At 71.0% G+C, this 25,683-nt stretch carries 25 protein-coding genes; 9 read left to right on the top strand and 16 right to left on the bottom strand.

Annotated features, from left to right (window positions below; all coding sequences use genetic code 11):
- Window positions 1-8 precede the first annotated feature (8 nt).
- The 9 genes from ACIBQ1_RS28125 to ACIBQ1_RS28085 form a co-directional block, all read right to left on the bottom strand.
- A complete protein-coding gene (locus ACIBQ1_RS28125) occupies window positions 9-1,325 on the bottom strand; it encodes a lipopolysaccharide biosynthesis protein (protein ID WP_397282125.1) in 1,317 nt (438 codons plus the stop codon).
- On the bottom strand, window positions 1,318-2,121 hold the full coding sequence (locus tag ACIBQ1_RS28120; RefSeq protein ID WP_397282123.1) for a polysaccharide deacetylase family protein: 804 nt from the start codon (window positions 2,119-2,121) through the stop codon (window positions 1,318-1,320). The genes ACIBQ1_RS28125 and ACIBQ1_RS28120 overlap by 8 nt, the downstream gene beginning before the upstream one ends.
- Window positions 2,118-3,059, bottom strand: a complete 942-nt coding sequence (locus ACIBQ1_RS28115; protein WP_397282121.1) for a glycosyltransferase family 2 protein — start codon at window positions 3,057-3,059, stop codon at window positions 2,118-2,120. The genes ACIBQ1_RS28120 and ACIBQ1_RS28115 overlap by 4 nt, the downstream gene beginning before the upstream one ends.
- An 11-nt stretch (window positions 3,060-3,070) precedes the next feature.
- A complete protein-coding gene (locus ACIBQ1_RS28110; protein WP_355389112.1) occupies window positions 3,071-3,904 on the bottom strand; it encodes a glycosyltransferase family 2 protein in 834 nt (277 codons plus the stop codon).
- A gap of 141 nt (window positions 3,905-4,045) precedes the next feature.
- Window positions 4,046-5,176, bottom strand: coding sequence for a GNAT family N-acetyltransferase (locus ACIBQ1_RS28105; protein WP_397282119.1), 1,131 nt, complete (start codon window positions 5,174-5,176; stop codon window positions 4,046-4,048).
- Window positions 5,173-5,328, bottom strand: coding sequence for a hypothetical protein (locus ACIBQ1_RS28100; RefSeq protein ID WP_397282117.1), 156 nt, complete (start codon window positions 5,326-5,328; stop codon window positions 5,173-5,175). Before ACIBQ1_RS28100 ends, ACIBQ1_RS28105 begins: the two co-directional genes overlap by 4 nt.
- A 493-nt stretch (window positions 5,329-5,821) precedes the next feature.
- Window positions 5,822-7,360, bottom strand: coding sequence for an RNA polymerase sigma factor (locus tag ACIBQ1_RS28095; RefSeq protein WP_397282115.1), 1,539 nt, complete (start codon window positions 7,358-7,360; stop codon window positions 5,822-5,824).
- A 118-nt stretch (window positions 7,361-7,478) separates the two neighbouring features.
- Entirely contained in the window at window positions 7,479-9,137 is a 1,659-nt protein-coding gene (locus tag ACIBQ1_RS28090; protein ID WP_397282113.1) for a substrate-binding domain-containing protein, read from the bottom strand.
- A 304-nt stretch (window positions 9,138-9,441) separates the two neighbouring features.
- Complete coding sequence (locus ACIBQ1_RS28085; RefSeq protein ID WP_397282111.1) at window positions 9,442-10,080, bottom strand: hypothetical protein; 639 nt, start codon at window positions 10,078-10,080, stop codon at window positions 9,442-9,444.
- A 165-nt stretch (window positions 10,081-10,245) separates the two neighbouring features.
- Here ACIBQ1_RS28085 and ACIBQ1_RS28080 point away from each other — a divergent pair, with 165 nt between their 5' ends.
- From ACIBQ1_RS28080 to ACIBQ1_RS28065, 4 genes are all read left to right on the top strand, one after another.
- Window positions 10,246-11,016 carry a DUF4184 family protein gene (locus ACIBQ1_RS28080; RefSeq protein WP_397282109.1) on the top strand — a complete coding sequence of 257 codons (771 nt, stop codon included), beginning with the start codon at window positions 10,246-10,248 and terminating at the stop codon, window positions 11,014-11,016.
- The gene (locus ACIBQ1_RS28075) at window positions 11,009-11,830 is read left to right on the top strand and encodes a TrmH family RNA methyltransferase (protein WP_397282107.1); all 822 of its coding nucleotides are present in this window, start codon (window positions 11,009-11,011) and stop codon (window positions 11,828-11,830) included. Before ACIBQ1_RS28080 ends, ACIBQ1_RS28075 begins: the two co-directional genes overlap by 8 nt.
- 75 nt (window positions 11,831-11,905) lie before the next feature.
- A complete protein-coding gene (locus ACIBQ1_RS28070; RefSeq protein ID WP_397282105.1) occupies window positions 11,906-12,700 on the top strand; it encodes a cyclase family protein in 795 nt (264 codons plus the stop codon).
- Between the two features lie 35 nt (window positions 12,701-12,735).
- The gene (locus tag ACIBQ1_RS28065) at window positions 12,736-14,157 is read left to right on the top strand and encodes an MmgE/PrpD family protein (protein ID WP_397282103.1); all 1,422 of its coding nucleotides are present in this window, start codon (window positions 12,736-12,738) and stop codon (window positions 14,155-14,157) included.
- Here ACIBQ1_RS28065 and ACIBQ1_RS28060 read toward each other — a convergent pair.
- Complete coding sequence (locus tag ACIBQ1_RS28060) at window positions 14,139-14,414, bottom strand: hypothetical protein (protein ID WP_397282101.1); 276 nt, start codon at window positions 14,412-14,414, stop codon at window positions 14,139-14,141. The genes ACIBQ1_RS28065 and ACIBQ1_RS28060 overlap by 19 nt on opposite strands.
- A gap of 132 nt (window positions 14,415-14,546) precedes the next feature.
- Here ACIBQ1_RS28060 and ACIBQ1_RS28055 point away from each other — a divergent pair, with 132 nt between their 5' ends.
- Together ACIBQ1_RS28055 and ACIBQ1_RS28050 are read left to right on the top strand one after the other, a co-directional pair.
- The gene (locus ACIBQ1_RS28055; RefSeq protein WP_397282099.1) at window positions 14,547-14,672 is read left to right on the top strand and encodes a hypothetical protein; all 126 of its coding nucleotides are present in this window, start codon (window positions 14,547-14,549) and stop codon (window positions 14,670-14,672) included.
- Window positions 14,673-14,724: 52 nt separating this feature from the next.
- Window positions 14,725-15,240 (top strand): hypothetical protein, encoded by a 516-nt coding sequence (locus ACIBQ1_RS28050; RefSeq protein ID WP_397282097.1) that lies wholly within the window; start codon window positions 14,725-14,727, stop codon window positions 15,238-15,240.
- A gap of 147 nt (window positions 15,241-15,387) precedes the next feature.
- Here ACIBQ1_RS28050 and ACIBQ1_RS28045 read toward each other — a convergent pair whose 3' ends face one another.
- Window positions 15,388-16,224 carry a D-alanyl-D-alanine carboxypeptidase family protein gene (locus ACIBQ1_RS28045; protein ID WP_397282096.1) on the bottom strand — a complete coding sequence of 279 codons (837 nt, stop codon included), beginning with the start codon at window positions 16,222-16,224 and terminating at the stop codon, window positions 15,388-15,390.
- 101 nt (window positions 16,225-16,325) lie between these two features.
- Between ACIBQ1_RS28045 and ACIBQ1_RS28040 the strand changes: the two genes are divergently transcribed.
- A complete protein-coding gene (locus tag ACIBQ1_RS28040) occupies window positions 16,326-16,535 on the top strand; it encodes a YegP family protein (RefSeq protein ID WP_397282094.1) in 210 nt (69 codons plus the stop codon).
- Here the strand turns inward: ACIBQ1_RS28040 and ACIBQ1_RS28035 are convergent.
- Window positions 16,512-17,030, bottom strand: coding sequence for a DedA family protein (locus ACIBQ1_RS28035; protein ID WP_397282092.1), 519 nt, complete (start codon window positions 17,028-17,030; stop codon window positions 16,512-16,514). The genes ACIBQ1_RS28040 and ACIBQ1_RS28035 overlap by 24 nt on opposite strands.
- 126 nt (window positions 17,031-17,156) lie before the next feature.
- Here ACIBQ1_RS28035 and ACIBQ1_RS28030 point away from each other — a divergent pair, with 126 nt between their 5' ends.
- Window positions 17,157-17,684 carry a hypothetical protein gene (locus tag ACIBQ1_RS28030; RefSeq protein WP_397282091.1) on the top strand — a complete coding sequence of 176 codons (528 nt, stop codon included), beginning with the start codon at window positions 17,157-17,159 and terminating at the stop codon, window positions 17,682-17,684.
- Here the strand turns inward: ACIBQ1_RS28030 and ACIBQ1_RS28025 are convergent.
- Genes ACIBQ1_RS28025 through ACIBQ1_RS28015 form a run of 3 tightly spaced genes read right to left on the bottom strand, consistent with a single transcriptional unit; the run spans window position 17,653 to window position 23,055 of the window.
- Window positions 17,653-21,060: a BTAD domain-containing putative transcriptional regulator gene (locus ACIBQ1_RS28025; RefSeq protein ID WP_397282090.1), complete on the bottom strand. Its 3,408-nt coding sequence runs from the start codon at window positions 21,058-21,060 to the stop codon at window positions 17,653-17,655. The two genes, ACIBQ1_RS28030 and ACIBQ1_RS28025, sit on opposite strands and share 32 nt — an antisense overlap.
- A 54-nt stretch (window positions 21,061-21,114) precedes the next feature.
- A complete protein-coding gene (locus ACIBQ1_RS28020; protein WP_397282088.1) occupies window positions 21,115-22,173 on the bottom strand; it encodes a lysylphosphatidylglycerol synthase domain-containing protein in 1,059 nt (352 codons plus the stop codon).
- Between the two features lie 60 nt (window positions 22,174-22,233).
- Window positions 22,234-23,055: a PIG-L deacetylase family protein gene (locus ACIBQ1_RS28015; protein WP_397282086.1), complete on the bottom strand. Its 822-nt coding sequence runs from the start codon at window positions 23,053-23,055 to the stop codon at window positions 22,234-22,236.
- 38 nt (window positions 23,056-23,093) lie between these two features.
- Here ACIBQ1_RS28015 and ACIBQ1_RS28010 point away from each other — a divergent pair, with 38 nt between their 5' ends.
- Entirely contained in the window at window positions 23,094-24,191 is a 1,098-nt protein-coding gene (locus ACIBQ1_RS28010; protein ID WP_397282085.1) for a glycosyltransferase, read from the top strand.
- On the opposite strand, the gene ACIBQ1_RS28005 is transcribed toward ACIBQ1_RS28010, so the two are convergent.
- A complete protein-coding gene (locus ACIBQ1_RS28005; protein ID WP_397282083.1) occupies window positions 24,167-25,639 on the bottom strand; it encodes a DUF2079 domain-containing protein in 1,473 nt (490 codons plus the stop codon). The two genes, ACIBQ1_RS28010 and ACIBQ1_RS28005, sit on opposite strands and share 25 nt — an antisense overlap.
- Between the last annotated feature and the right edge of the window lie 44 nt (window positions 25,640-25,683).

Here is a 25,683-nt window from a genome sequence, read left to right as displayed (position 1 = left end):
GTTGACCATCATGCGGCCCCGGAGGACCCCTGGGTGACAACCGGCGTACGGGTTTCGCCGACCTTGAGAATTTTACGTAGATTCCCGAAGATCAAAACTGCCACGAGAAGCTCGCTGAAGAGCAACCCGTACCCCACCGCGTTCACGCCGGCGTACGGGAAGAGCACGACGGTGGACACCAGCACGAGCACGGCCAGCCCGATCTGCACGGTGGCCAGCGTACGGGCCCGGCTCTGCGCCCGCAGCGCGCTCAGGTAGACCTCGATCAGCACCCTCGGCAGCACGGCCAGCGACATCAGCCGCAGCAGCGTCGTGCCCTCGGCCGCGAAGGCCGAGCCGAAGACGGTCAGGATCAGCGGCGCCGCCAGGATCGCCACCGCGATGATCGGGGTGACGATCATGAAGGCCCGCCGCAGCGCCCGCCGGCAGTTCTCGGCCAGTTTGGCACGGTCGAAAGAGCCCTCGACGGTCAGCGAGACCGCCATGTTCATGGCCAGCAGCTCGATCATGCTCGCGAGCGTGTGCGCCATCGAGAAGCGGCCGAACGTGGCCTCGCCCACCTGCGTGGCGACCACCACGGGCACCAGGTAGATGATGGCCAGGATGGACAGCGTCCCGGGGAAATCCCCAGCTAGGAACCTTCCAATTTCGCGCAGCCGAGGAGGCTCCTGCGAGGCGTCGCTCTTCTCCACGTGTCTGGGCACCACGATGGCGAAGATCAGCCAGTTGACGGGGATCAGCGCGAGGGCGGTCGGGATGACCCACGAGACGAAGATCCCGCCCGAGGGCAGCGCCCCGGCCAGCGCGACCAGCAGCCCCATCTTGACGATGCCGAAGATCAGGTTGTTCACGGGCACGTAGGTGGCCCGCCGCAGCCCGGTCAGCACCACGTCCTGGAGCGTGAAGACGGCCCACACCAGCACGGACGCCAGGAAGAACAACCCGGGCCAGAAGCCGCTCAGCACCGAGTACGTCTTGCCCCACATCGGCAGCGTCAGCAGGAAGCCGAGCGCCGCGACCCCGCCCGTGGCGGCGGCCAGGCCGTACCCGCGCAGGGCCAGCTCGGGGGTGCGGCGACCGGCGACCGGCAGGAAGCGGGCCAGCGCGCCCACGAACCCCAGCGCGGTCAGCGACGCGAACAGCCGCATCGCCGTGATCACCGCCTGCCCGCGGCCGAACTCCTCCGGGGAGTAGAGACGGGCGGCCAGCAGCCAGTAGCCCATGCCGAGCACGCCGGTGACCACGGTGTTCGCCATGAGCGCGTAGCCCTGGCGGAACAGCGGGTTACGGAGGTCGTGGAGGATCTTCCCCCAGACCCTAGACATTTCCGCGCACCCGCTGCAGCCCGTACCTCGTCCTGCGCACGACCGCGTACCCCTTGGTGAGGATGCGTTCGCGCAGGTAGATGAGAGGCACGGCGTTGCCTTCGACGGCGCGCTTGAACATGCTGATGGTCGTGTGCTTGCCGACCGTCAGCCGGGGGATGGCGAGCATGTCGTGCCGGTCGGCGGCGATCGTGTTGCTCACGGCGCAGGCGGCGAAATAGCCGGCCTTGCGGACTTCGCGGCGGACGCGGGCGCTGGAGTAGCCGTAGGGGTAGGCCATGGTGGCGACCGGCGCGCCGATCTTCTCCTCCAGCAGGCCCTTGTTCCTGCGCAGCTCCTGCCGCAGGTCCTCGATGCGGAGCTGGTCGAGCTGCGGGTGGCTGTGGCTGTGGCCGCCGATCTCGATGCCGGTCTGGGCGATCTCGCGGGCCTGGCCCCAGGACAGCATGTCGTCCAGCGGCCGGCCCGCCGCCTCCTTGCCCGCGTCGGCCACCCAGCCGCTGGTCAGGAAGACCGTGGCCGGGAAGTTGTGGCGCTCAAGGAGGGGCAGGGCCTGGCTGTGGAAGTCGGCGTAGCCGTCGTCGAAGGTCACCACGATCGGCTTGTCCGGCATCGAGCGGCCGTTGTTCTGGTTGAGGGAGGCCACGAGGTCGCCCAGGGTGAGCGGGGTGAAGCCGCTCTCCGACAGGTACGCGAGCTGCTCGGCCAGGTCCGAGGGCCGCACGGAGTGCGGCTTGGTCTCGTCGTTGGGCGTGTCCGTGACCGAGTGGTACATCAGGATCGGGATGCGGGTCATGATCGTGCCGCCTTCAGCCGTACGGAGCCCACCACGTAACCCCAGGTCGTCCAGGCCAGCCCGATCACGATCGCGGCGGCCCGGCCGAGCCCGCCCACGTCGCCGCGGACGGCCTCGCCGACCCCGCGCAGCGCGCCGAGCGGGAGCGTCTTGAGCGCGTGGGCCCGCTCGCTGGCCAGCCCGTCCTGGGTGCCGACCTCCTTCGTCACCAGGGCCTTCGACAGGCCCTCCGCGTAGCACCTGGATCTGAAGTAGGCGAACCGCTCACGCTGCTTCGACACCTTGTGCCCGATCACGGCACGCGGCTCGAACAGCATGACCGAGCCGGGCTTGCGCTGGCTCAGCCGGATGCAGAACTCCGTCTCCTCGCACCCCAGCGGACGCGACTTGCGCCCCTGCACGCTGCGCCCGATGCCGCTGTGGAACCCGCCCACCTCGGACACGACGTCGCGCAGGAACGCGGCGTTGCCGCCCATGACGTTGCGGATCGGCGCGCGCACCTCGGGCATGCCGCGGTACGTGCAGCCGACCGTCCAGTCGAACTCGTACGGGAACCACCGCGGGCGCCGCTCGGACGCCCACAGCGGATCCGTGCGACCCCCGACGCCCACCACACCGGATTCCTGGAAGCCCTCCTCCAAAGCCTCCAGCCATCCGGCGTCGGCGACCGCGTCGTCGTCGAGGAACGCGACAATCTCACCGCCGGCTGTGGCCACTCCGGTGTTCTTGCCTCCCGACAGCCCTTTCTCATGCGTGTTCTCCACCACAATGGCCTGCGGATACGTGCGCTTGAGCTTGAGGTGCAGGTCGGTGTTGTGGTCGACCACCAGGATCAGCTCGTGTGCCGGGCGGGTCTGGTTCTCGACCGACTCGATTGCCTGCCTGATGTCCTCCCACCGCTCTTCGGTGTAGACGCAGATGACAACAGACGTGTTCACAGCGTTCCTTCTTAAGCGACGCCTCGGTCAGCGGCGGGAGTGGCGGTCGGCTCGGGCTGAACGGGAGCGGGCTGGCGACGCCACTCCCTCAGGATGGTCCTGAGCACGCGGAAGCCATCTCGTACGGCGTGCAGGTTGCTCTCGCCGTGAATGCGGTTGCGCTCGTGGCTGGGCACCTCGTGCACCTTCAACCCGGCCTTGGCCGCGCGCACGTTCATCAGCGTCTCCACCTCGAAGCCGTCGCAGTCGAGGTTGAGCGCGTCGAGGTGACGGGCCCAGAAGGCGTTGTAGCCGTAGCACAGGTCGGTGTACTTGGTGTTGTACATGACGTTGACCATGCCGGTGAGGACCTTGTTGCCCAGCCGGCGGTTCAGCGTCAGGTCGTCGCTGCCGCCGCCGGAGGCGTAGCGCGAGCCCTTGACGAAGTCGGCGCCCGTCACCAGAGCGCCCACGAAGTTGATGATCTCGCGGCCGTCGGTGGAGCCGTCGGCGTCGATCATCACGATGATGTCGCTGGTGCACGCGGCGAAGCCGGCGGACAGGGCGTCACCCTTGCCCTTGCCGGTCTGCGTGACGATCTTGACGTTGGGCCGCAGCCGCTTGGCCACGGCGACCGTGTCGTCGACGGAGTTGCCGTCCACGAGCACGATCTCGTCCACCCACTGCGGGATCGTGGCGAAGACGTGGGGCAGGTTCTCGGCCTCGTTCATCGCCGGTACGACCACGCTGACCGTCGGTGAAATGGCCAGGTGCGGCGTGACGGGCGTGAAGCTCGAAGGGGGCGGCATCGACCGCAAGGGCGAGGCTTGCAGCTTGCCGTTGTGCTTGGCTATCTCGGGACTCATGGCGAGGGAAATCCTTCCGGGACCCCGCCCTGCTGCGGTCCGGTCGCGGCCACTCCCGGGTGCTGCGGGAATGGCGAAGCCGGTGAACGGTGCATTGAAGGGTCCTGTGCTGTGAGGGTGTCTGCCGGGACTTGGGAGAGCTCAGCGCGCTCCTGTTGGTTCTTTCGCTACTCCATTGGGTGACTCCTGCTGCTGCATCGAGGTGCGCACCCGACCGAAGCCCTTGAGGACACGGTCGGCCGCCCTATAAAGAGACGGCCTGTCCATGACAATTGTTCGGGCTTTGTTGAAAGGAGTTCGGCCCATCCAGTGAACGGCCGCCGCGGCGGACGGTCGCGAGATGCGGCCTTCGGCAACGTACAGGACCCCGCTCTTCAGCCAGTCTTTGTACTCCTTGCCGCCCTTGCCCATGTCCACCGTGTGCAGGCCGTCCTTCGCGGCGGCCTCGGCCATCTGCAGGTGATGGACGATGCCCGGCGAGTATCGGGCGAACTCGGTGTCGTAGGCGGGGAACCACCCTACAAGCGTGGTTGCCGTCCGGAGGCCGAAATGTCCGGCTACTGGTACGTCCCCGGCATAGAGCATGGTCAGGACGCCCGCGAAGTCCGATGACTTTTCGGCATGCATCATGTCCGTCAATTCGACGATCCACGGCTGGGCGAACCTGTCCACGCGGCCAGTTCTTCGATACTGGTCCGATTTCCAGGCCAGGAGCGTGCGGAGCACCTCGGGGTCGGCCGAGGCCCACTCGAAGCGCAGCTCGCCCTGCTCCCTGCCGAGCTTGCGCTCCTTGTAGCGGACGGTCTTGAGGTTCTTCGGGGAGTTGGACTTGACCTGCTCGATCCAGGCGTCGAACCCGGCGGTGAAGTCCATGACCGGCGCGGGCCGGACGTCCTGCTCGTACGGGGCGAACGTGGGCTGCCCCGCCACCAGGTGGTCGAAGTCGAACACGCTGAGCTTGCAGGCCCGCAGCAACGCCTTGGCGTCGAGCTTCAGGCCGGGGGCCGAGATCAGGCCGTGGCACGTGGTCAGGAAGCCGCCGAGCGGCTTGCCGATGCCGAAGCTGTGCCGCTCGTACGGGAAGAACCCCACGATGCCGCTCTCGTCGGAGATGACCGCCACCCTCACGTAATCACGCAAACGGTCCATCGCCACGGCGAACTCGACGGAGAGGAATGGGTTGTCCAGACTCGGGTCGGCCTTCTGCAGCTCCCGCCATCGCGCCCGTTCGGAGTCTCCGAGCTCTCTGGGCCGAACTACCTGGATGTTCACCTGGCCCCCTGTTGGGTCTGCATGCTCTTCCCCCGGTACAACATGCGAAGCACGTACATGAACCCTCCGAGCACGGCGACCGTCGCGACGCCCGCCCGCGGCGACCACGCGCCGAAGAGCAGCATGGCCTGGGCGAGGAGTACGTTCAGCACGAGGCTTGCCGCTGCTCCTACTGATAGTGCGGCAAGGGGGTCACGATCACGCAACAGTCCCACCACTGCCGCCCCTGGGACGACCAGAAGGAACAGAGAGATCAAGAACGGGCGCAGTGGCGTCTGTATGTCGAACAGAGCGACGACCGCTCCCGCTATGCAGGCGAGCGCCACCAACCAGGTCAGCGCTCTCCGGTGCTTGAGCATCTCCCTTTTCTCTCCTGCTTCTGCTGGTTAAAGCACGATTGATCGCAGTTCATGGGACCAATCTGCGCCAGGACACGTCAATGCCGACGCTTGGGGACGCATCCCGGTTTACCGACAGGCGGAGATTTCTCGTGTGATGTTAAACACACGGTCAAGCGACGCCGGCCCGGACCTGGCCCCCAGGCACTCCAGAATGCCCTATGTGACCGAGGTTCTTCGAGCCAGGGTCCGATTTATCCGGGTTTGCTAGCAAGAAAAGTTGATCTACTCCGGCTTGGTGTCCGTTTTACCCGTCCAGGGTCTCCGTATTCTCGGCTGATACGGTTACGGAGGGTGACGGAGTGGGTTCGCTGGAGGTTGTCGGGTCGTCCGTCGGATCGGACGTCTCGGGCTCGTCGCCGTCCCAGGAGAGCGAGCAGCTGGCGCTCCCGCCGTTCGAGGTGAACGCGACCCGCCCGCGGCCGGCGGCGCTCGGGTCGGTGATCGTGACCCAGATCGCCACCGACCCGCCCGCCTTGATCGACCCGCTCGCGGGGAACACGTCCAGCCCCTGCGAGGCGGTCGCCACCCACGAGACCGCGGCGTTGCGGGCGCCGAGGCCGATCTTGGCCGCGCCGTCGATCGCCTTCGGGCAGGACGTGCGGAGGCGGGCGCCGGGCACGGGCCTGCGGCGGGTGGGCGTCGGCCCGGCGGCGTGCCGGGCGCTCGGCCGCTCGGCCGGCGTGGCCCGGGTGCTGGGAGTGCGGCTCGGGGTGGGGGTGGGCGTCGGCGTGAGCTCGTCGTCCTCCGGCACGGGGTCGGGCGTCGGGCTCTCCTCGTCCGGGCCGAGCGAGAGGGTGGGGGCTGTGGGGGAGGGCGCCGAGCGCAGGGGAGTGCCGGTCGAGACGTCGCGGCCGTTGATCACGACCATGGCCCCCGTCGCGGCCAGCACGCACGCGCCCGCCAGCAGCACCGGCGCCAGGCGGCGCGGCCTGCGCCGCCGCGAGCGGTGCTCGACGGCCGCGGGGAACCCGGTCCGGTCGAAGCTGTCACCGCGATCGGTGATCAGGGCGCGGGTCTGGTCGCGCTCGGGGTTGACGCACGTGTCGATCACCCGGCGGCGCAGCGAGATGGGCGGGTACGCGACCGGGACCAGGTCGAGGAGCCGGGCGGCCGAGACCTGCCGGTGCCGCCCCTCGGTGCACACCTCGCACCCGCTGATGTGTCCCGACAGCCTCCGCCGCAGCAGCGGGGTGAGCGGCCCTTCCCACGAGTCGACCATCGCCGACAGGTCGGGGCAGTGCGCCCGTCCCGTCCTGGCCAGCACCACGGCCGCGGCGGCGTTCTCCAGGTGGTCGCGGGCCCTGGCGAGCCTGCCGGCCGCCTGCCGCGAGGTCAGCCCGAGCACCGCGCCGACCTCGGTCGGGGTCAGGCCGTGGCGCAGCGACAGCTCAAGGATCTCGCGCTCGTTCCTGCTCAGCTCGCCCAGCGTCTCGTGGACGAGGTCGGTCAGCTCGGGGTCGTCCTGCGCCTCGATCTCCGGCAGCGGCAGGCCGTCCACCGGGGTCCGGTGCGCCATCCTGGCCCGCGTCTGGAACCTGGTCAGCGCGTACAGCCAGGCGCGCATCCTGGCCGGCTCCCTCAGCCGGTGCACGCACCCCTGCGCGATGACCAGGGCGTCATGCACGGCGTCGGCGGCCAGGTCCTGGGCGAACGAGGCGGCATAGTCGTGCAGCCGCTCGCCGTAGCAGTCGTACAGCTTGGCGGGAGCGTCGGTGTCCGCGCGCCGCAGAGCCTCGACCAGCTCCTGATCCTCGGCGCGATCGACGGACGGCCATCCAGGCACGGATCCCCTCCCCGCGGGTAGAACGGGCACTCAAGCCCCACGCGGAGAGGACGCGTCCGCAATCCAGCAGGTTCGCCCCTTATGCCCATCGGGAATAGGGGTGCACCTGGGCTGCCTCTCAGCCGTCGCAGCCCGGCATGCAGAGGCGGCGTTCCATGCCCTGGAGGAAGAAGTCGCGCACCTGCAGGACGTTCTTGGCGATGTACGCCTCGCCGCCCGCGGCCTTGGCCAGGGCGTCCATCTGCTGCTTGCCCTTCTCGGCCTCCGGGCCGAAGGCGATGAGCAGGATGCTGATGGGCCGCTTCGGGTTGTACGTCTTCTTCAGGAACTGCAGGATCTCGGCGTTCTTGACGCCGCCGTCCGGGTCGTCGTTGCCGGCGCCGTCCGTGAGGACCAGCAGCGTGTTGATCTTGTCTTCCTGGTACGTCTTCGTCAGCTGCGAGTACGCGGCCTTGATCGTGTCGTTCAGCCCGGTGTCGCCCGTGGCCTTGGCCTGGATCGAGCCGAACGCCTTGGCCAGCATGTCCTTGCGGAGCGTGCCGTTGACCGACTCGCTGACCGGCCCCAGGGAGACGAGCTCCTTCCAGTCCTTGTCCTGTCCGTCCAGATGCGTGGAGAACGTCCACAGGCCCAGCTCGGAGTCGGCTGGGAAGAGCCCCAGTCCCTCGGTGGCGATCTTGTTGATGGCCTGCATGCGGGTCATGCCCGTGCCGGGGACCGGCAGCGCCATCGTGCCCGAGACGTCGAGCAGCGTGAGCAGGCGGCTGCCGAGGTTCAGCCTGGACCAGGTCTGCACCATCCTGGCCACGGTGGCGCCGTCCGGCGGCTCCAGCGCGGTCGGCGTCTCCGGCTTGAACCCCTTGTCCTTGGCCAGCGCGTCGCCCGCCTTGCCGTCCGTGCTGCGGAAGCCCGCGTCGCGCAGGGCCTTCTTGGCCGACTCCGTGGCGAGGTCCTGCTTGAAGTCCGCCGCCGCCTTGAGCACCGCCGGGTCCTTGGTGAGGACCGTGACCGGGTAGTCGAGGTTGAGCGTGCCTTCCTTGGGATAGAGCGCGACCACCGGCGCTTCCGGCTTCTTCGCGTTGTGGGCGTAGATGGCCTGCTCGGAGGTGACGCCGATGGGCACCCTGCTGCCGGACTTCACGGTGAGGCTGGCCAGTAGCGCCGTGGGGTCGGAGGCGAGCTGGCCCGACAGCTCCTTCAACGCGCCCACCAGCGCCTTGTCCAGGCCGTTCTCCTTCGCGGTGCCGGCGGCGGCCAGCAGCGCGGCCAGCCCGGCGGAGTTCTTCTGCGGGTCGAGGGCGAGGACGCGGACCTTCTTGCCCGGCCCGTCCACGTTGGCCACGTTCGCCGCGGAGATCATGGCGGCCCAGCTCGGCTGGAGGGCGCCGCTCAGCTTCGACGCGGACGACTTGGCCGTCGCCAGCACCACGGGCGAGGTCGCGATCGACCCCTCGATCTGCGGCAGCGCCTGGCCGGCCGGGGAGCTGCGCATGCTCTCCATGAGGAGGCTGGAGTCCGCCACCCAGAAGTCGGCCTTGGCCTTGCCGGCCGCCACCGCGTTCGCGGTCCTGGCCGCGGCCTCCTTGGCCACCGTCACCTCGACGCACTTGCTGTCGATCGAGTGCATGGCCTTGTTGTAGTTGCCCGCGATCTTGTTCAGCGCGGGCTGGATGTCGGGTGTCGCGACGACCCGCAACGCCAGCTTGCCGCCCGAGCAGTCGTGGTCGCGGTTGAAGATCACGAAAGCGGCGACACCGAGGAGCACGGCCAGCGCCACGGCACCGGCCAGCGGTACGAGAACCCTGCCACGACCGTTCGACCGTCTGCGGGCCGGGGGTTCGTGCGCTCTGTATCCGCCGTCAAGCTCGTCTGTGCGGTGTCGCCCCACGATGTCCTCTTAGGTGTGCTTGAGACCTTCCGGAGACCCTAGCGGGAGATGCTCCGCAATACTCCGGGAACGATACTCGGTGTGGTGAGTGTGGGAAAACAGCCCTTTTGGTGCGGTGATTACGCTTTGTGCTGGGTGTTGGCCGCGTGCGTGACGGTTTATGAGAGATTCGCATGATCGACGGATCAGGGTCCTAGTGGCAGCAGTGGCGGCCGTGCCATGCCCGGTGGCCCTCCCGTACGGCGACCGCCGCCAGCGCCACCGCCACGGCCGGATCGACCCACCACCACCCCAGCGTGTTGAGCCACAGGCTCGCCAGCACCCCCGCCGCCATGGCCGCGCAGATGAGGTTCTGCGTCCCCTCGCCCGAGGTGGCCTCGGACGCCAGGCGCGCGCCGAGCCGCCGCTTGGCGATGCCCAGCGCCGGCATGCTGACCAGGCTGAATGTCGTCACCACGATTCCCAGCACGCTCGGCGTGGCCCGGTGCCCCGCGTCCAGGTCGTGTGCCACGTGCAGGATGAGGTAGGGCGCGAGCAGCCAGAAGCTGACCGCCACCGCCTTCCTGGCGGTGTTCTCGGCGCTCGGCGAGAGCGTGCGGGCGCCGGTGAACCGCCACACCACGATCAGGCTGGCCGCCGCCTCCACGAACGCCGACAGCCCCCATCCGATCAACGCCAGCGAGTGGGCGGACAGGCCGGCGGCCAGGCCGAGCGTGCTTTCCACGCTCAGCCAGGCCAGCGTGGCCACGGAGAGCGACCGGGCGGCGCGGGCTGCTCGCAGCCAATCGGCTGACGCGGCCGGACGCTCATGAATCCGCTGGTCAGGCACCATGACCCTCCGCACTCCCGGCTATCCGGCCGTCGACAGCGATACGTACCGTACCCATTACCGACAGTAGCGTAGTTTCGTCCGGGCAAAGAATGGTCAAGCTTGCCCGCATAATGAGCGGTGATCACCAGGTCGCGAAGGTTGCCCGGATCGCCGAGGGAGGGCCGGTTGCCGTTCACGCCCAGTCACATGGCCGCGGTGGTGCCGCTCATGTCGTCACAGCGCGTACGCAGGTTCGCCGACCCGTGGGCGTTGGCGTTGGGGGCGATGGTGCCCGACCTGCCGATCTTCCTGCCGTTCCTGCCCGACTACGGCAACTGGCACTCCTGGCTCGGCGTCGTCACCATCGACCTGGCCGCCGTGCTGGTGCTGCTGCCGTTCTTCCACGCCGTCCTGCGGGACCCGCTGATCTCGCTGCTCCCGCCCTCGCTGGCCGGTCGCGCCGCGCTCCTGGCGCCCGCCCGGCTCCGCCTGCTCCCCATGGCCGTCGGGGGCGTGATCGGTTCGGGCACCCACGTCCTGTGGGACTCCTTCACCCACTCCACCGGCCCGGCGGAGTGGGGCGGCTGGCTGGCGATCTCGATCATGGGCGTGATCAGGCTCTTCCGGCTGCTGCAGTACGTCTCGTCCGTGATCGGCCTGGCCGTCGTCGTGTGGTGGGCCTGGCGCGGCCTGTCCCGGATGCCCGCGGCCCCCGTACCGGAACGCCTGCGGATCACCCCGCGCGTGCGCGTGGCCGTCATGGCGCTGTGCTCGGTCGGCACGGTCGCTGGAGCGTTCCTCTGGCCCCTCGTGGACGAGCCCGTCCCGTGGCTCGGCCTGCCCAGCGTGATCACCAAGACGGGCGCCGGCACGGTGATCGGCCTGTGCCTGGTCCTCGCCTGCTACGCGGCGGTCTGGCAGGTCAGGCGGCGCATGGCAGTATCGGAAGGTGCTTGAGTACGTAACCGACGCCGACGACCCCCGCCTGTCCGACTACACCCGGCTTCGCGACATGGAGCTGCGCAAGAGCCTGGAGGCGTCGCGCGGCCTGTTCCTGGCCGAGGGGGCGAAGGTGATCAGGCGGGCCATCGGCACCGGCTACCCGATCCGCTCGGTCCTGACGACGCCCCGCTGGCTGGCCTCCCTCGAGGACGTCCTGGGCGACGCGACCGTCTTCGTGGCGAGCGACGAGATCATGTCGGGCATCGCGGGCTTCCAGGTGCACCGCGGCGCCCTCGCCTCGATGGAACGCCTCCCGCTCCCCGCCGTCGACACCCTGCTGAAGGGCGGCGCCCGGCGGCTGCTCGTGCTGGAGGACCTGGTCGACCACTCCAACATCGGCGCCATCTTCCGCAGCGCCGCCGCCCTGGGGGTGGACGGGGTCCTGCTGTCGCCCCGGTGCGCGGACCCGCTCTACCGGCGGGCCGTGAAGGTGTCGATGGGCGCGGTGTTCTCGATCCCGTACGCGCGGATGGACGACTGGTTCGGCGGGCTGGCGCGGCTGCGGGAGGCGGGTTTCCAGACCCTGGCCCTGACCCCGGACCAGACGGCCACGCCCCTGGACGCCGTCGAACCGGCCGGCCGGGTCGCGCTGCTGCTCGGCTCCGAGGGCGACGGTCTCTCGTCCCACTGGCTGCACGAGGCCGATCAGGCGGTGTGCATCCCGATGAGCGCGGCGGCGATGGCCGCGGGCGTCGACTCGCTCAACGTGGTGGCCGCCGCGGCCATCGCCTGCCATGAACTGATGCGATCCGCGGATCGGGTGGGCTGATCGGGGCGGTTTTGTCCGTCTTGTGTACTGTCGAGACGCCGTTTTCATGATCGGAACAAAGGAGAGCCGTCCGAGATGTCCTTGTGGAAGGCACTGGAAGGGACGCGTGTCCTGGATCTCGCGCAGCCGATGCGCAAAGGCATGCCGCAGTCACCCAACCACCCCCCGTTCCGGATGGCGCTGGAGCGCAGGCACGGCGACATGGTCAGACCTGACGGCGGTTCGGCCGCCAACGAGATCATCGTCACGGGCGGCCACGTCGGCACGCACGTGGACGCGCTCGCGCACGTCTCGCAGGAGGGGCTCCTGTACGGCGGCCGGCCCGCGTCCGAGGTGATGTCGCACGAGGGGTTCGGCGCGCTGGGCATCGACACCTTCGAGCCGTACGTGGGCCGGTGCGTGCTGCTCGACGTGGCCGCCGTGCACGGCCTGGAGACGCTGCCGGCCGGCTACGAGATCACCCCCGACGACCTGTCGCGGGCCGCCGGCGACCTGGAGATCCGCCCCGGCGACGCCGTGCTCATAGGCACCGGCTGGTCGCGGCTCTGGTCGTCCGCGGAGGAGTTCGTCGGGCAGCGGGCCGGCGTCCCCGGGCCGGGCGCCGAGGCGGGGCGCTGGCTGGCCGAGCGCCGCCCGCGCGTGGTGGGCGGCGAGACCATCGCCTTCGAGCACATCGCGCCAGGTCGCGGGCACGCCACGCTGCCCGTGCACCGGATCATGCTGGTGGAGTCCGGCATCAACATCGTGGAGACCATGCGGCTGTCCGAGCTGCTGGATTCAGGGGCACGCGAGTTCCTGCTGGTGCTGAACCCGCTGCCGGTCGTCGGCGCCACCGGCGCCCCCGTCCGTCCGCTCGCCGTCATCGACTGACCACCGACTGACCATCGACCGACCTGAGAGAGACCATGACAACCCATGTCCAGCGGCTGGCCGAGTTCGCCGCCGCCTGCCGTGACAAGGGCGTTCCCGACCGGGTGCGCGACGATGTGACCGGACGGCTGCTCGACGTGCTGGGCAACTGCCTGGCCGCCTACGCCGAGCCGGACGGCGACGCGGGGCCTGCCGTGCTGCGCGCCGTACGCCGGTGGGGCGGCGTCGAGGAGGCGAGCGCGATCGGCAGCGGCGACCGGCTCCCCGCGCCGGCGGCGGCGCTGGCCAACGGCACCCTGGCGCACGCTCTCGACTACGACGACACGCACCTGCCGTCGGTGCTGCACCCGAGCGCCGCCGTGGTGCCCGCCGCGCTGGCCGCCGCCGAGGCGACAGGGGCGAGCGGCGCCGCGCTGGCCGCGGCGATCGCGGCGGGCGTCGAGGTGTGCAACCGCCTCGGCATGGCCTCCTACCTGCCCGAGGCGCGCAACTCGCTCTTCTTCGAGAAGGGTCAGCACGCGACCTCCATCTGCGGCACGCTGGGCGCCGCGGTCGCGGCCGGGCTCCTGTTCGACCTGACGGCGGACGGCATCGCGCACGCGGTCGGCGTGGCGGCCAGCATGGGCGCGGGCGTGATCGAGGCCAACCGCACCGGCGGGACGATCAAGCGGGTCCACTGCGGCTGGGCCGCGCATGCGGGCGTCTCGGCCGCGGTGCTCGCCCTGGAGGGCGTGACCGGGCCGCCGACCGTGCTGGAGGGGCGGTTCGGCTTCTTCCAGGCGTGGCTCGACGGCCGCTACGACGAGGCGGCGCTGCTGTCGGACCTGGGTGACCGGTGGGAGCTCCTGCGCACGGTCTACAAGCCCTACCCGACGAACCATTTCACCCACCCGGCCATCGACTGCGCCCTGGCGCTGCGGGCCGGCGGCCTGTCCCCGGAGGACGTCGAGGACATCGAGCTGGGGGTGCCCGCCCCGGTGCTGCGCACGATCGCGGAGCCCCGGGAGGAGAAGACCGCTCCCAGGTCGCCGTACCACGCGAAGTTCTCCGGCCCCTACACGGTGGCGGCGGCGCTGCACGGCGGTGGCGGGCTCGGGCTCTCGCTGGACGACTTCGCCGCCCTGTCACCGGAGCGGCTGGAGCTGGCGCGACGGGTGCGCTGCGTGACCGACGAGCGGGCGTCGGAGATCTTCCCGCGTGCGTTCGCGGCGGTGATGCGGGTCCAGTTGCGCGACGGCTCGACGCTGGAACACCGCGTGGACTCCTCGCGGGGCGGGCCGGAGCACCCGTTGACGCGGGATGAGCTGGCGGTCAAGTTCCGCGCGAACGCGGGCCGGGCGCTGCCGCCGGACCAGGTGGACGCCCTCCTGGCGGCGGTCGGGGATCTCCCCTCGGCCCCCTCGGTGACGCCGCTGCTCCGCCTGACCCGTTGTCGGGGTCAGAGCCAGTCGGGGTAGCCGTCGGCGTCGTTCGTGACCGGCCGGCGGGCGATGGAGCAGCCGCCGTCGCTGTCCCTGATGTGCCGTTCGAGCGTGTGGACCTGCTGGTCCGTCGTGATGAGCGTGAGCTCCCAGACGGTCGTCCCTTGGCGCGCGGACGGCACTTCGGCGATGTCGATCGAGGCCGCCAGGCCCGTGCTGAGGATGCCGTGCGCCAGGGCGGCCGCCCTCTCATGGCCCTCGATCGTCGCTCGGACCTCGATGAATTCCGCCATGGAGCTGTCCTTGCTGGAGAGGTGTGCGGGCAACCTTACCTACGTCGTCCCCTCTCGGTAACCGTTTTCCGGCGACAGGCGGACTTCTCGACTTCTAGCACCGCTAAACATTGAGTCATCGCTAGGTTAGCGTTGGGTGAAGCCCTGCCGGGCGCGCCCCGGCAGCCGCACCGCGCGCGGATCAAGGTGCGCGTACGGGTGGCGCACTCGCTCAGGTGGACCGCGGATCGGCTGGACCCGGCCTGCCGTACCGCGTGATGGAGCACAATGTGAGAGGTCGATTACGTACAGCAGCCAACGGGGAAGGCGCATGTACCTGGACTGGATCATCGCGATCGCGACCTCGGCCTCTGAGAGTCTCCCGGACCCGGCCTTGACCTGCGCCGTCGCCACGCCGTCCGAGCGCCGGCTGGCTTTCACGCCGCAGGTCGGCCTGACGCCGCGGCGCGTCGCCGCCCGGGGGAACCTCCAGCTCACCGGCTGCGCCTCGCCCGACGGTTCGGCCGCGGCCCTGCGCTCCGGCTGGGTCGCCGTCAAGGCCACCGCGGAGGCGTCGTGCACCAGCGCCCGCCAGGTGCGCGGGGGCGCCGTCATCACGTGGTTCGGCCGCGACGGCCGCCCTGTCGGCACCTCGCGGCTGCGCATCAAGGCCGACCGGCTCGCCACCCAGCACCCGGCCGACGCCCTGCTCACCGGCGCCATCACCGCCGGGACGCTCAAGGGGGAGCGCGTCCACGGTGGCCTCTCGCCGACCACGGCCATCCTCGGCTGCGCCACGCGGGGCATGAGCACGCTCCCCGGCAGCGGCCGGATCACCTTCGGGTGAGACCCCCCACGAACGGCTCAGGACGTGAGTCGGCGCAGGCCGCCGCGTATGGCACGGGTGCGCAGGGCGGGGTGCCGCCTCCGCGGGCCGCCGCCAACGGGCGTGGAGGGGTGTGGCTGCGGGCGGCCCCCGCCCACCCGCGAGCTCCTAACCGCCGGCGATCTGCTCGCCCGCGTAGTCCAGTAGCCGCTCGGCCGTGTCGAAGCGGCGCTCGTTCTGGTCTCCGAGCAGCACGCCGACTACGCGCTTGCCGCCCCGCTCACCGGCGAAGAGCAGGCAGTAGCCGGCGGCACGCGTGTAGCCGGTCTTCACCCCGAGCACGCCGTTGGCCCGCGAGAGCAGCTTGTTGGAGTTGCGCCAGGTGTGCGCCCGGTGCAGCGAGGACTTGGCCACCTTGTGCACCTTCGTGCCCGCCACGGCCGCGAAGGCGCCGTTGTCCAGCGCCCGCTCGGCCAGCTTGACCTGGTCGACGGCCGTCGAGTAGCCGCCGTTCCCGGGGGTGGGCAGGCCGTCGGGGTTGGTGTAGCGGGTGTCGGAGAGCCCGAGGGCGTGGGCGGTGCGGTTCATCTTGGCGACGAACGCCGTCTTGCCCGGGCCGTAGCGCCGCGCCAGGGCGTTGGCCGCGTCGGCCCCCGACGGCAGCATGAGACCGTACAGCAGGTCCCTGACCGTGAGCCGCTCGCCCTTCTTCAGCGCCGCCGTGGTCGCGCCGTTGCTGGTCGCGTGCTTGACGTCGGTCGCCGTGATCGTGATCGTGTCGCTCAGCCTGGCCTCGCGCAGCACGACGTACGCCGTCATGACCTTGACCAGGCTCGCCACGGGCACCCGGCGCGTCTCGCGCTTGCCGAAGTGGATCGTTCCCGCCGAGTCGACCACGTACGCCGACTTCGCCGCGACCTCCGGCGCGTCCGCCGCCGCGGCAGGGGAGGCGACCCCCACAACCACCGCGAGTGCGGCGGAGCCAATGAAACCCCCAATACGCATGGCAATCATGTTGGCAGGAGATCAAGGGTCCGTTTGCCGAACTACGCCATAAAGCTCGATCAGATGGGGGTAAATCAATGCCAGATTCGAGGGGAGCGGCTGTGGCGGGCAGGTTCATCATCAGCGAGGACGGGCAGGGCGGATTCCGTTTCGCGCTCGTGGCGGGCAACGGGCAGACACTCGCGGTCGGCGAGGGCTATCCGAACAAGGTCGCCTGCGTGAACGGCATCGAGACGGTGCGCAGGAACGCTCCCGAGGCCGTCATCGACGACCGGACCGGCCAGACCCTAGGAGACCAGGGCCTGCTCTGACGCGGCGGCGCGCCGCCGCCTCCTGCGCCGCACCGTCAGCCAGGCCGCCGCCGCGACGGCGAGCACGGCCACGACCCCCGCGGTGACGGGTGACTGCGCGGCCAGTGCCAGCCAGCCCCACACGAGCGCCGAGATGCCGAACCACCAGATCGGCGCCCAGGTCAGGCAGCCCAGCGCGCTCGCGACCACGTACCAGGGGTAGGACACCCGCAGCGCCCCCGCCACCCAGGGCAGCGTGTGCCGGAGCATGGGCACCCAGAAGCAGCCGTAGACGGCCAGCGCGCCCCATCTCTCGACGACGTGCTCGATCTTCGCGATGCGCTCGCGCCCCACCCGGGCGGCGAAGCGCGAGTCGTAGAGCCTCTCGCCGAGTTTGCGCCCGACCCAGTAGTAGACCTGGAACGCGCCGAACAGGGCGAGGATCAGGATGGCGCCCACCAGCCAGTAAGGCAGGCCGAGCCAGAACGGCCGCGTGGGATCGGCGATGCCGTTCATGCTGCCACACCCCTCCCAAGCCTTAGGTCAGGCTTACCTTAGTTCAAGTTGCAAGCTTTTGCCATACCGGCTTGCAAGCCGCCGCAACCAGCCGACAACCAGGACTCAACTCCCCGAGTTCACTCTATGGGTGAGGCGAAAGGGGTGGTGAAGATGGCGTCGAGGAGCGCGGCCGTCCTGGCCAGCGGCACGGCGAACGCGGTCAAGCTCTTCGTGGCCGCCCTGGCGTTCACCAGCGCGTACGTCGGCCTCTCCGCCTACAGCAGCGCCGGCAGCGCGCCGGCGGCTGTGAAGACCATCACCCTGTCGGCCCGTGAGGTGCCCGTCACCGCGGAACTGGACCCGGTCGCCCAGCCCGGCGAGGTCACCCTCGCCGGGCTGGCAGGCGTCTGCTCAGGGCCGTTCGTGGCCCGCAGCGTGCTCGTCAGCCCCGAGCCCGGCCAGAGCGTGCACTACGGCTGGAAGCTCGCCCGCTGGAGCCCCTCGGCCAAGACCTGGCGCACGTATCTGGTCGACTACGACGGCTTCATGGGCGCCGCGGAGACCGTCGAGTGGCGGCCCGAGATCTCCGGCGACCCCGGCTGGTATCGCGTCGAGCTGTCGGCCAAGGGCGTCAAGACCGTCACGAGCGACCGTTTCCAGGTGAGCTGCTGACCGACCGCCGCGCCGCCTCCACCCAGCGCGGCACGCCGACCCGCTCGGCCACCTCCAGGGCCTTCTGGTAGTGGTCGCGGGCGGCGTCCGGCTGGCCCAGGCGCACGGCGAGGTCGCCGAGCGTCAGCGCCACCGGCCACAGCGCCACCACGCCGGTGCTCGCGCCCGCCACCCGGTCGGCGAACGGTTTGAGCTTGTCGTAGCAGTCGACCATCCGCTCCCGGTCGTCGAGCAGCATGCCGGCCAGCGCCCGCCAGGTCATCGCCAGCTCGTAGAGGAAGTCGGGCCGCACCGGCGGGCGGGTGGCGGCCACGGCCTTGGCCTCCTGGAGGTGCCCGGAGGAGGCCAGGGCCAGCGCGTACGCGTCGAGCGTCCACTTGGCGCCCAGCCGGTGGGCCTGGGCGAGCAGGTCGACCATCTCGGCCGCCCGGCCGTCCACCAGGTGCAGGCAGAACTGCGTGATCAGCGGAAGGGCCTGGCGGCCCTCCAGCATGCCCGCGCGCGCCGTCATCCTGGCCGCGTCGCGGTAGGCCCGCTCGGCGCCCGCGTAGTCGCCGGCGATCATCAGCCGCTGGCCCGCGTACCAGACCACGACCGCGGCGGGCGCCGACAGGTCGTACTGCTTGGCCAGGCGGTCGGCGGCGGCCGCGTGCTCGTCGGCGACCGCGAACTCGCTCCTGGCCGCCGCGCACTCCAGCAGCACCAGGTGGGCCAGCGCCTGCGTGGCCATCTGCCCCGAGCGCTGCGCGACCTCCAGCAGCTCCCTGCCGATGTTCTCCCGGGTGTCCACGGCGGGGATGTCGTACGACTGCCGCAGCCGCCCGCTCAGCGCCGCCGCGATCAGCGTCGGATCGCCGCTCTGCCTGGCCAGCTCCAGCGCCTCCAGCGACGCCTGCCGCCCGCGCTCGGGCGAGGAGGAGCCCTCCAGCTCCAGCGCCAGCGTGGTCAGCAGGCTGGCCCGCAGCCGCTGCTCGCCCGCGGGCAGCTCGATGAGCGCCTGCTCGGTGACGTCGACGATCTCCCACGCGGTGCGGGTGAAGTCGCGCGCCATGCCCTTGTGCGGCACGGCCAGCGACGCCGCCACCTTCGCGGTGATCTCCAGGTCGCCCAGCGGCAGCGCGGCGTCCATGGCCTGGCGGCGCAGCAGCCGGGCCGCCGTCATGTCGCCGCACAGCGCCAGCGCCCTGATCTGGCGCAGCATGAGCCGCAGGCGCTCCTTGCTGCGCTCCGGCGTCTGCGCGCCGCTCTGCTCGTCGCGCGAGCGGTCGAACGCCGCGATGGCCTGCTCCCACAGGGTGGCCGCCTCGCGGTGGGCGAAGCGCCGCTCGGCCTGCTCGGCCGCCAGCCCCGTGTAGTGGACCGCCTTCCCGGCCGCGTCGGCCAGGAAGTAGTGGTGGGCCAGCGCCGCCACGTCGGACGGCGTGCGCTGCTCGATGACCGTCGCCACGGCCGCGTGCAGCCGCGTGCGGCGCAGCCTGGAGGCGTCGGAGTAGATCGTGTCGCGCACCAGGTCATGATCGAACCTGAGCAGCCCGGGCCCCGGCTCGGTCACCAGCCCGGCCAGCAGCGCCGCCTCCACGGCCTCGATCACCGCGTCCTCGTCACCCGACACCGCGATCAGCACGTCGAGATCGACGTCGCGGCCGATCACGGCGGCCTGGAGCAGGATCTGCTGCGCGCCCGACGGCAGCCGCGAGATGCGCCGCCGCAGCACGTCGCGCACGCCGGACGGCACCTGCGAGAGCACCTCGGTGGCGCTGGCCCGGTCGGCCGCGCCCTCGGAGTCGAGCAGGCGGACGGTCTCGCGGACGAAGAACGGGTTGCCGGCCGTGCGCTCGACGATCGACTCGACCGCGTCCTCGTCGATCTCGCGTACGCACGTCGCCTTGACCAGCTCGGCCACGGCCTTCGGGTCGAGCCCCGACAGGCCCACGCGGACCGGGCCCAGCCTGGCCAGGGCGGCCAGCACGTCGGACTGGCGGTCGTCGAGCTCGCTCTCCCGGCAGGTCACCACGAGCAGCACCCGGCTGGTCGCCAGCAGGCTCGGCAGCGCGCGCAGCAGGGCGAGCGTCTGGTCGTCGGCCCAGTGGAGGTCCTCCAGGGTCAGCAGCACCGGTGCCCGGCGCGCGACCCCGGCCAGGTAGCCGCCGACCGCGCGGTGCAGCCGGAAGCCGCCGGACGCCTCGTCCTCGTCGGGGTCGGGGGCGGCGTCGTCGAGCAGCGGCGCGAGCAGCTGCGCGTATTCGCCCGCGCCGGTCACGCCGGTGAGCGTGCGCAGGATCTCCACCCACGCCCAGCCCGGCGGGGTGGCGCTGGAGTCGGGGCACGCGCCGGACGCGGCGATCCAGCCGTCGGTGGCGAGCCTGCTCTCCAGCTGGCGCAGCAGCGTGGTCTTGCCCGCGCCCGCGACCCCGGCCACGATCGCGACCTGGAACCGGCCCGTGCGCGAGGCCGCCGTGGTCAGCCTGGCCAGCTCGGCGTCGCGGCCGACGAACGGCTCGGGCTCCAGCGGCGGCGGCTCGACGGCCGCGGCCGGCCTGGGCGGCCAGGTGTCGGTGACCGGTGGGGCGGGCCGCGCGGGGCGCGCCGGGACGGCCAGGTCCAGCTCGGGAGACTGGGCCAGGATGTCGGACTCCAGCTTGCGCAGCGCGGGACCCGGGTCGATGCCCAGCTCGTCGGCCAGGATGTTCCTGGCCCGGCGCAGCGCGGCCAGCGCGTCACCCTGGCGGCCGCAGCGGTAGAGGCCGAGCGCCAGCAGCCGCCAGCCCTCCTCGCGCAGCGGGTGCTCGGTGGTGAGCGCCTCCAGGTCGGGAACGGTCTCGGCGTGCAGCCCGAGCCGCAGCCCGGTGTCGGCGTGCCGCTCGCGCGTCACGAGGCGCAGCTCCGCCAGCCGGTTGACCTCGGCCTCCGCCCACGACTGGTCGGCGAAGTCGGAGTAGGGAGTGCCGCGCCACAGGCCCAGCGCCTTCTCCAGGCGGCCTCGGGCGGACTGCGGGTCGCCCTCTTCGAGGTGCTCGCCCGCCGCGCGGACGAGCTGCTCGAACCTGAGCGCGTCGACCTGGTCGGAGGCCACCCGCAGCGCGTAGCCGGACGCGACCGTCACCAGCAGCCGGTTGGGCCCGCCACGTGGGCGGCCGGGCTCCAGCACCCGGCGCAGGCGCGAGATGTAGACCTGCAGGCCCGACTGCGCGCCCTTGGCCCCGTCGTCATCCCACAGATCGTAAAGAAGCATGTCAACGGGCACGACCTGACCTCTGGCCACGAGAAGCCGGGCGAGGACGGCCCGCTGCCGCAACCCGCCGAGGTCGAGTTCGTCGTCGTGTTCGTACGCCTCGACTGGCCCCAGAACTCGGAACGCCACCATGTCAGCCGCCACGCTATGCGGGCCTAGGAATCACGCACAAGGTCTTTGATGGGTTTGGGATTGTCACTACTGGGCCTTCGAGATCGCGGACGGGGGCTCCGCGCCGGCGTTCCGGCCGTTGCGCCTGCGCAGGAACGCCCATGCGCCCAGGGCCAGGCCGCCGAACGGGATCTCGATAGTGTAAGTCCAGAAGCCGAAAAGCAGTGCGGCGGCGGTGGCGGGAGCGACCTCGACGCCGAATCCCTGGGTGAGGAGAAGCACCACGCCGCCCTCCATGATCCCGGCCCCGCTGGGCGTGATCAGGATGGCGGTGAGCACGCGGGAGAGGGCGAAGACGGCGATCGACTGGGCGAACCCCGGCCAGGCCCCCGCCGCCTGGAGGCACACCGCCATGATCGCCCACTGGAACCCGAGGAAGGACATCATGGCGAGCGACAGCCCGGGCCATCTGCTCCGGACGACGCCGGCGGTGTCGGCGCGCAGCTTGTGGAACGCGTCCGAGGCGTGGATCTTCAGCCGCAGCAGCCGGGTCAGGCCGTCGAGCGCGCGGCCGAGCACGACGGCGGCGCGGTCCCAGTAGAGGGCGACGGCCACGATCGTGCAGAGCACGAGGATCGAGATCGCGCCCGTCCACCCGGCCTTGGCCACGGTCGCGTTGGGCGCCTCGCCGGCCGCGAGCAGCGCGATGATCCCGACGGCCGGCAGGATGAACCTGAACATCGTGTTCCAGATGCCGCTGACCAGCGTCATGACCACGAAGGGGCGGCTGGAGAAGCCCCAGCCCCTGGTCATCGCGAACGACACCGCCACGCCGACCGCCCCGCCGAACGGCAGCAGGTTGCTGACCGCGCTGCCGGCCGCGTTGAGCGTGAGGCCCTGGAGATTGTTGAGGCCGGGGAGGGAGTTGGTCAGCACGAACGTGTACGCCAGCAGGCTCAGCAGCCACAGCGCGGCCATCAGCGCGATCTGGCCGAAGCCGAGCGTGCCGAAGACCCTGCCGATCTCGTGCCAGGAGACGGGCTTGCCGGTGAGCGTGCGCACGATCTGCGGAAGGTAGACCACGAGCAGCACGGCCAGCCCGAGCGACAGCACGGACAGGGTGATCTGGAGCCACTTGTTCTTCATCGGGGTCCAGTCTGACGGGTCGCCGGACGAGGGTCCTCCTTCGGAGGAATTATTTCGCGCTCATCCTTTCTGATACTGGTCGAAGGGATGAGTGAGCCGGGTGCCCGGTGGCAGGTCGCGGCGGACGTACCACTCGGTGCCGAAGACGAAGCGGTAGATCGGGCCCGGGACCTTCAGCATGACGGCGAGCGTGCGGTCGCTGTCGCCGCCGCTGGCCTGGGAGGCGTGCGCGGCCATGGACGCCCGTTTCTGGCGCGTGTATTTCCGGACGTTGACCCGGTGGGTGATCGTCTCGCTCGACGAGTAGGCGCTCTCGAACGTCCGCACGTCGAACTCCGGCGGGAACTTGTAGAACCGGCCCGCCAGCCGCAGCAGCCTGACCAGCGGATCGCGGTTGACCGTCGCCTCCAGGACGATCTCCGTGCCGGCGATCTCGGCCGCGCGTTTGCCCACCCGGTGCACCTGCACGTGGTCGGGGTGCCCGTAGCCGCCCGCCGGATCGTAGATCGCCAGCAGGTCGGCCTCCTCCTCCTGCAAAATCGCGGCCAGCGCCTTGGCCGCCGCCTCGGAGTCGGCGTCGATGAAGGCGTTGTCGGGCCGCTCCTCGGCGATGCCGCCCTTGGGGCTCAGCCCCGAGTCGCCGTAGCCGAGGCACTCGACGCGGGCGCAGCCGAGCAGCGCGGCCGACTTGTAGAGCTCCTTGAGCCTGGTCACGCCGAGCGCCTCGCCGGGCGCCATCTCGGCCAGGCCGCGCTCGCCCGCGGTGGCCACCACGAGCACCACGCGGTGTCCCTCGGCCGCGAGCATCGCCATGGTGCCCGCCGTCAGCAGGGCCTCGTCGTCGGGATGGGCGTGAAAGAACACTGCGGTACGTGGAGGCACACGCCCAGATTAGTCTGGGAGGGGTGCGGATCTTTCACGTGAGCGACTGTTACCTGCCGCGACTCGGAGGGATCGAGGTCCAGGTGGCCGATCTCGTGCGGATGCAGCGGGAGGCGGGACACGACGTCCGCGTGGCCACGGCGACCAAGGGCGAGCCGCTGCCGGGAGTCCAGCGGATTGTCGCGAAGATGCCGTTCGACCTGCCTGTTCACCCGTTCGGAGTAGGGCATCTCACGCGCCGGCTCACCTCCCTGCGCCCCGACGTGGTGCACGTGCACGCGGGGGCGGTCTCGCCGTTCGCCTGGATGGGCGTGCGGGCGGCCGCGCGGGCCGGGCTGCCGTGCGTGGTGACCGTGCACAGCATGTGGGATCCGGTCACGCGGGCGCTCTACCGGCTGCTGCGGCTGGCGTTCGGCTGGCAGCGGTGGCGGCTGGTGGCGACCACGGTCAGCAACGCCGCCGCCGTCCCGATCCGCGCCGTGGCCGGGCCCGAGGTGCCGGTGCGGGTGGTCTCCAACGGCCTCGACCTGTCGGGCTGGGCGCCGTCTCCCGGGGCGCGCGACGAGCGTGAAGGGGTGCACATCGTCGCCGTGGGCCGGCTGGCGCCGCGCAAGCAGCCCGTACGCCTGCTGAGGCTGCTCCAGACGGCCAGGCGGCGGGTGCCCGCCAGGATCCCCATGCGCGCCACGATCGTCGGCGACGGCCCGGCCCGCGGCCAGATGGAACGTTTTCTGGCCCGGCACGGCATGGCCGGCTGGGTCTCCCTGCCGGGCCGCTACACGCGGGAGCAGATCGCGAAGGTGCTGGAGTCGGCTGACGTGTTCGTGGCGCCCGCGCCGCGCGAGTCGTTCGGCATCGCGGCCCTTGAGGCGCGGGCCGCGGGCCTGCCCGTGGTGGCCAGGGCGCAGAGCGGGGTCGCCGACTTCGTCGCCGACGGCACGGAGGGGCTGCTCGGCCGCACGCTCGGCGACCTGGCCCGCGCGGTGGCCCGGTTGTGTACGGACGCCGCGCTGCGCGAGTCGATCGCCGCGCACAACCGGGCGACGCCGCCGGCCGCCGGCTCGTGGCCCGCGGTCCTCGACGGGTTCGACCGGGCCTATGAGGAGGCGCTTCAGGCGCGCCGGAGCACCACGTAGCCGTCGCGTTCGAACACCTTCGCGTATCCCTGGCCCTGCAGCGCGTCGACCGCGGCCCGCTGCTCCTCCGGCGAGCCGAAGGGGAACTCCCAGCGGGAGGTGTCGGCCACCACCCACGGCGCGCCGCGCGACTTGGCGGTCCACAGCAGGACGGTGGTCCTGGAGGTCAGGGCGGGGCCGACGGAGTTGACCGCCTCGACGGTGACCCCGGAGGGCACCCTGCTCACGGCCTCGGCGGCGGCGGCCGCCTTGGGCTCCTGGTAGAAGGCCGGATGGTAGAGCTGGTCGAGCGCGAACCTGGGCACCAGGCTGATCGCGACCGCGCAGACGGCCGTCGCCCAGGCGATCTTGAGCGACCCGGAGGCGTCGTCGCGCTTGAGCCGGCGCAGCAGCCTGGCCAGCCCGTCCACGCCCGCGCAGAAGAGGATGACCACGGTGAACGCGCTGTACTGGAAGTCGGCCTGCCACCACTGGGCGCGGTCGGACAACATGCGCTCCAGCACGTGCGGCACCGCCACCAGCGACAGCGGCGAGAGCAGGCACAGCAGCAGCGTCGGCCACACCAGCAGGAACAGCGTGTCGACCTTGGCCTCCTCGCTGAACGGCAGCAGCACGGCCGCGATCGGGTCGCGCAGCAGCGCCAGGATCGCGCTCGGCACGTCGGGGCCGAGATGGTTGTAGGCCCAGAAGTCCTTGGAGTCGCCGCCGAAGGCCGTGATCGCCAGCCCGCGTACGAGCAGGACGGCCCCCGTCCCGAGCGCCATGCACAACAGCCCCCGCAGCCGGTCGCCCAGGACGACCAGGCACAGCCCCGCCCCGATCACCATCAGCCCCATGTCCTCCTTGACCAGGAGGAGGTCGATCAGCGCGACGAAGGCGGGCAGCCGGTGGCCGGCGTGGTAGCGCTCGATCATGATCGCGGTGAGCACCGGGACGAACATGACCTCGTGCGCGTCGAACGCGACGGCCTGCGCGACGGGCCACGACAGCGCGTACGCCACGGAGACCAGGTAGGCGGGCCCGACGCCGAGCACCCGCCGGGTGAACAGCCAGATGAACGGGATCGCGGCGGCGAACAGCAGCGCCTGCGCGACGATCAGCGTCTCGGGCCCGTCGTGGATCCAGTAGAGGGGCGCGAGCATCGCGTAGACGGGCGAGAAGTGGTCGGCGAGCTGCAGGTAGTCCATGCCCCGCTCGTGGAACACGCCCAGCACGGGGATGTGCGGCGGCCGCAGTGCCGCGTAGTTGCGCACCGCCTGGTCCACGATCACCAGGTCGAACGTCGTGGCCCGGAACGTGGCCAGCTTGACCAGGCCGAGCACGGCATAGGCCACCGCGGCGACGAGCGCGATGGCGCCCACGCGCACGCGGTGGCCGGACAGCCGGATCCTCCAGAGGGAGGCGGCGGCGGACGCCCCCTGTCGCGCCGCCAGAGTGTCACCCGTCACGGGCAGCAAGGGTAGAACGAATCCCCCCGAACGTGGCGCGGCCG

This window comes from Nonomuraea sp. NPDC050153 (genome assembly GCF_044460125.1).
Lineage (GTDB): Bacteria > Actinomycetota > Actinomycetes > Streptosporangiales > Streptosporangiaceae > Nonomuraea.
This window is presented reverse-complemented; position numbering and strand designations above follow the sequence as displayed.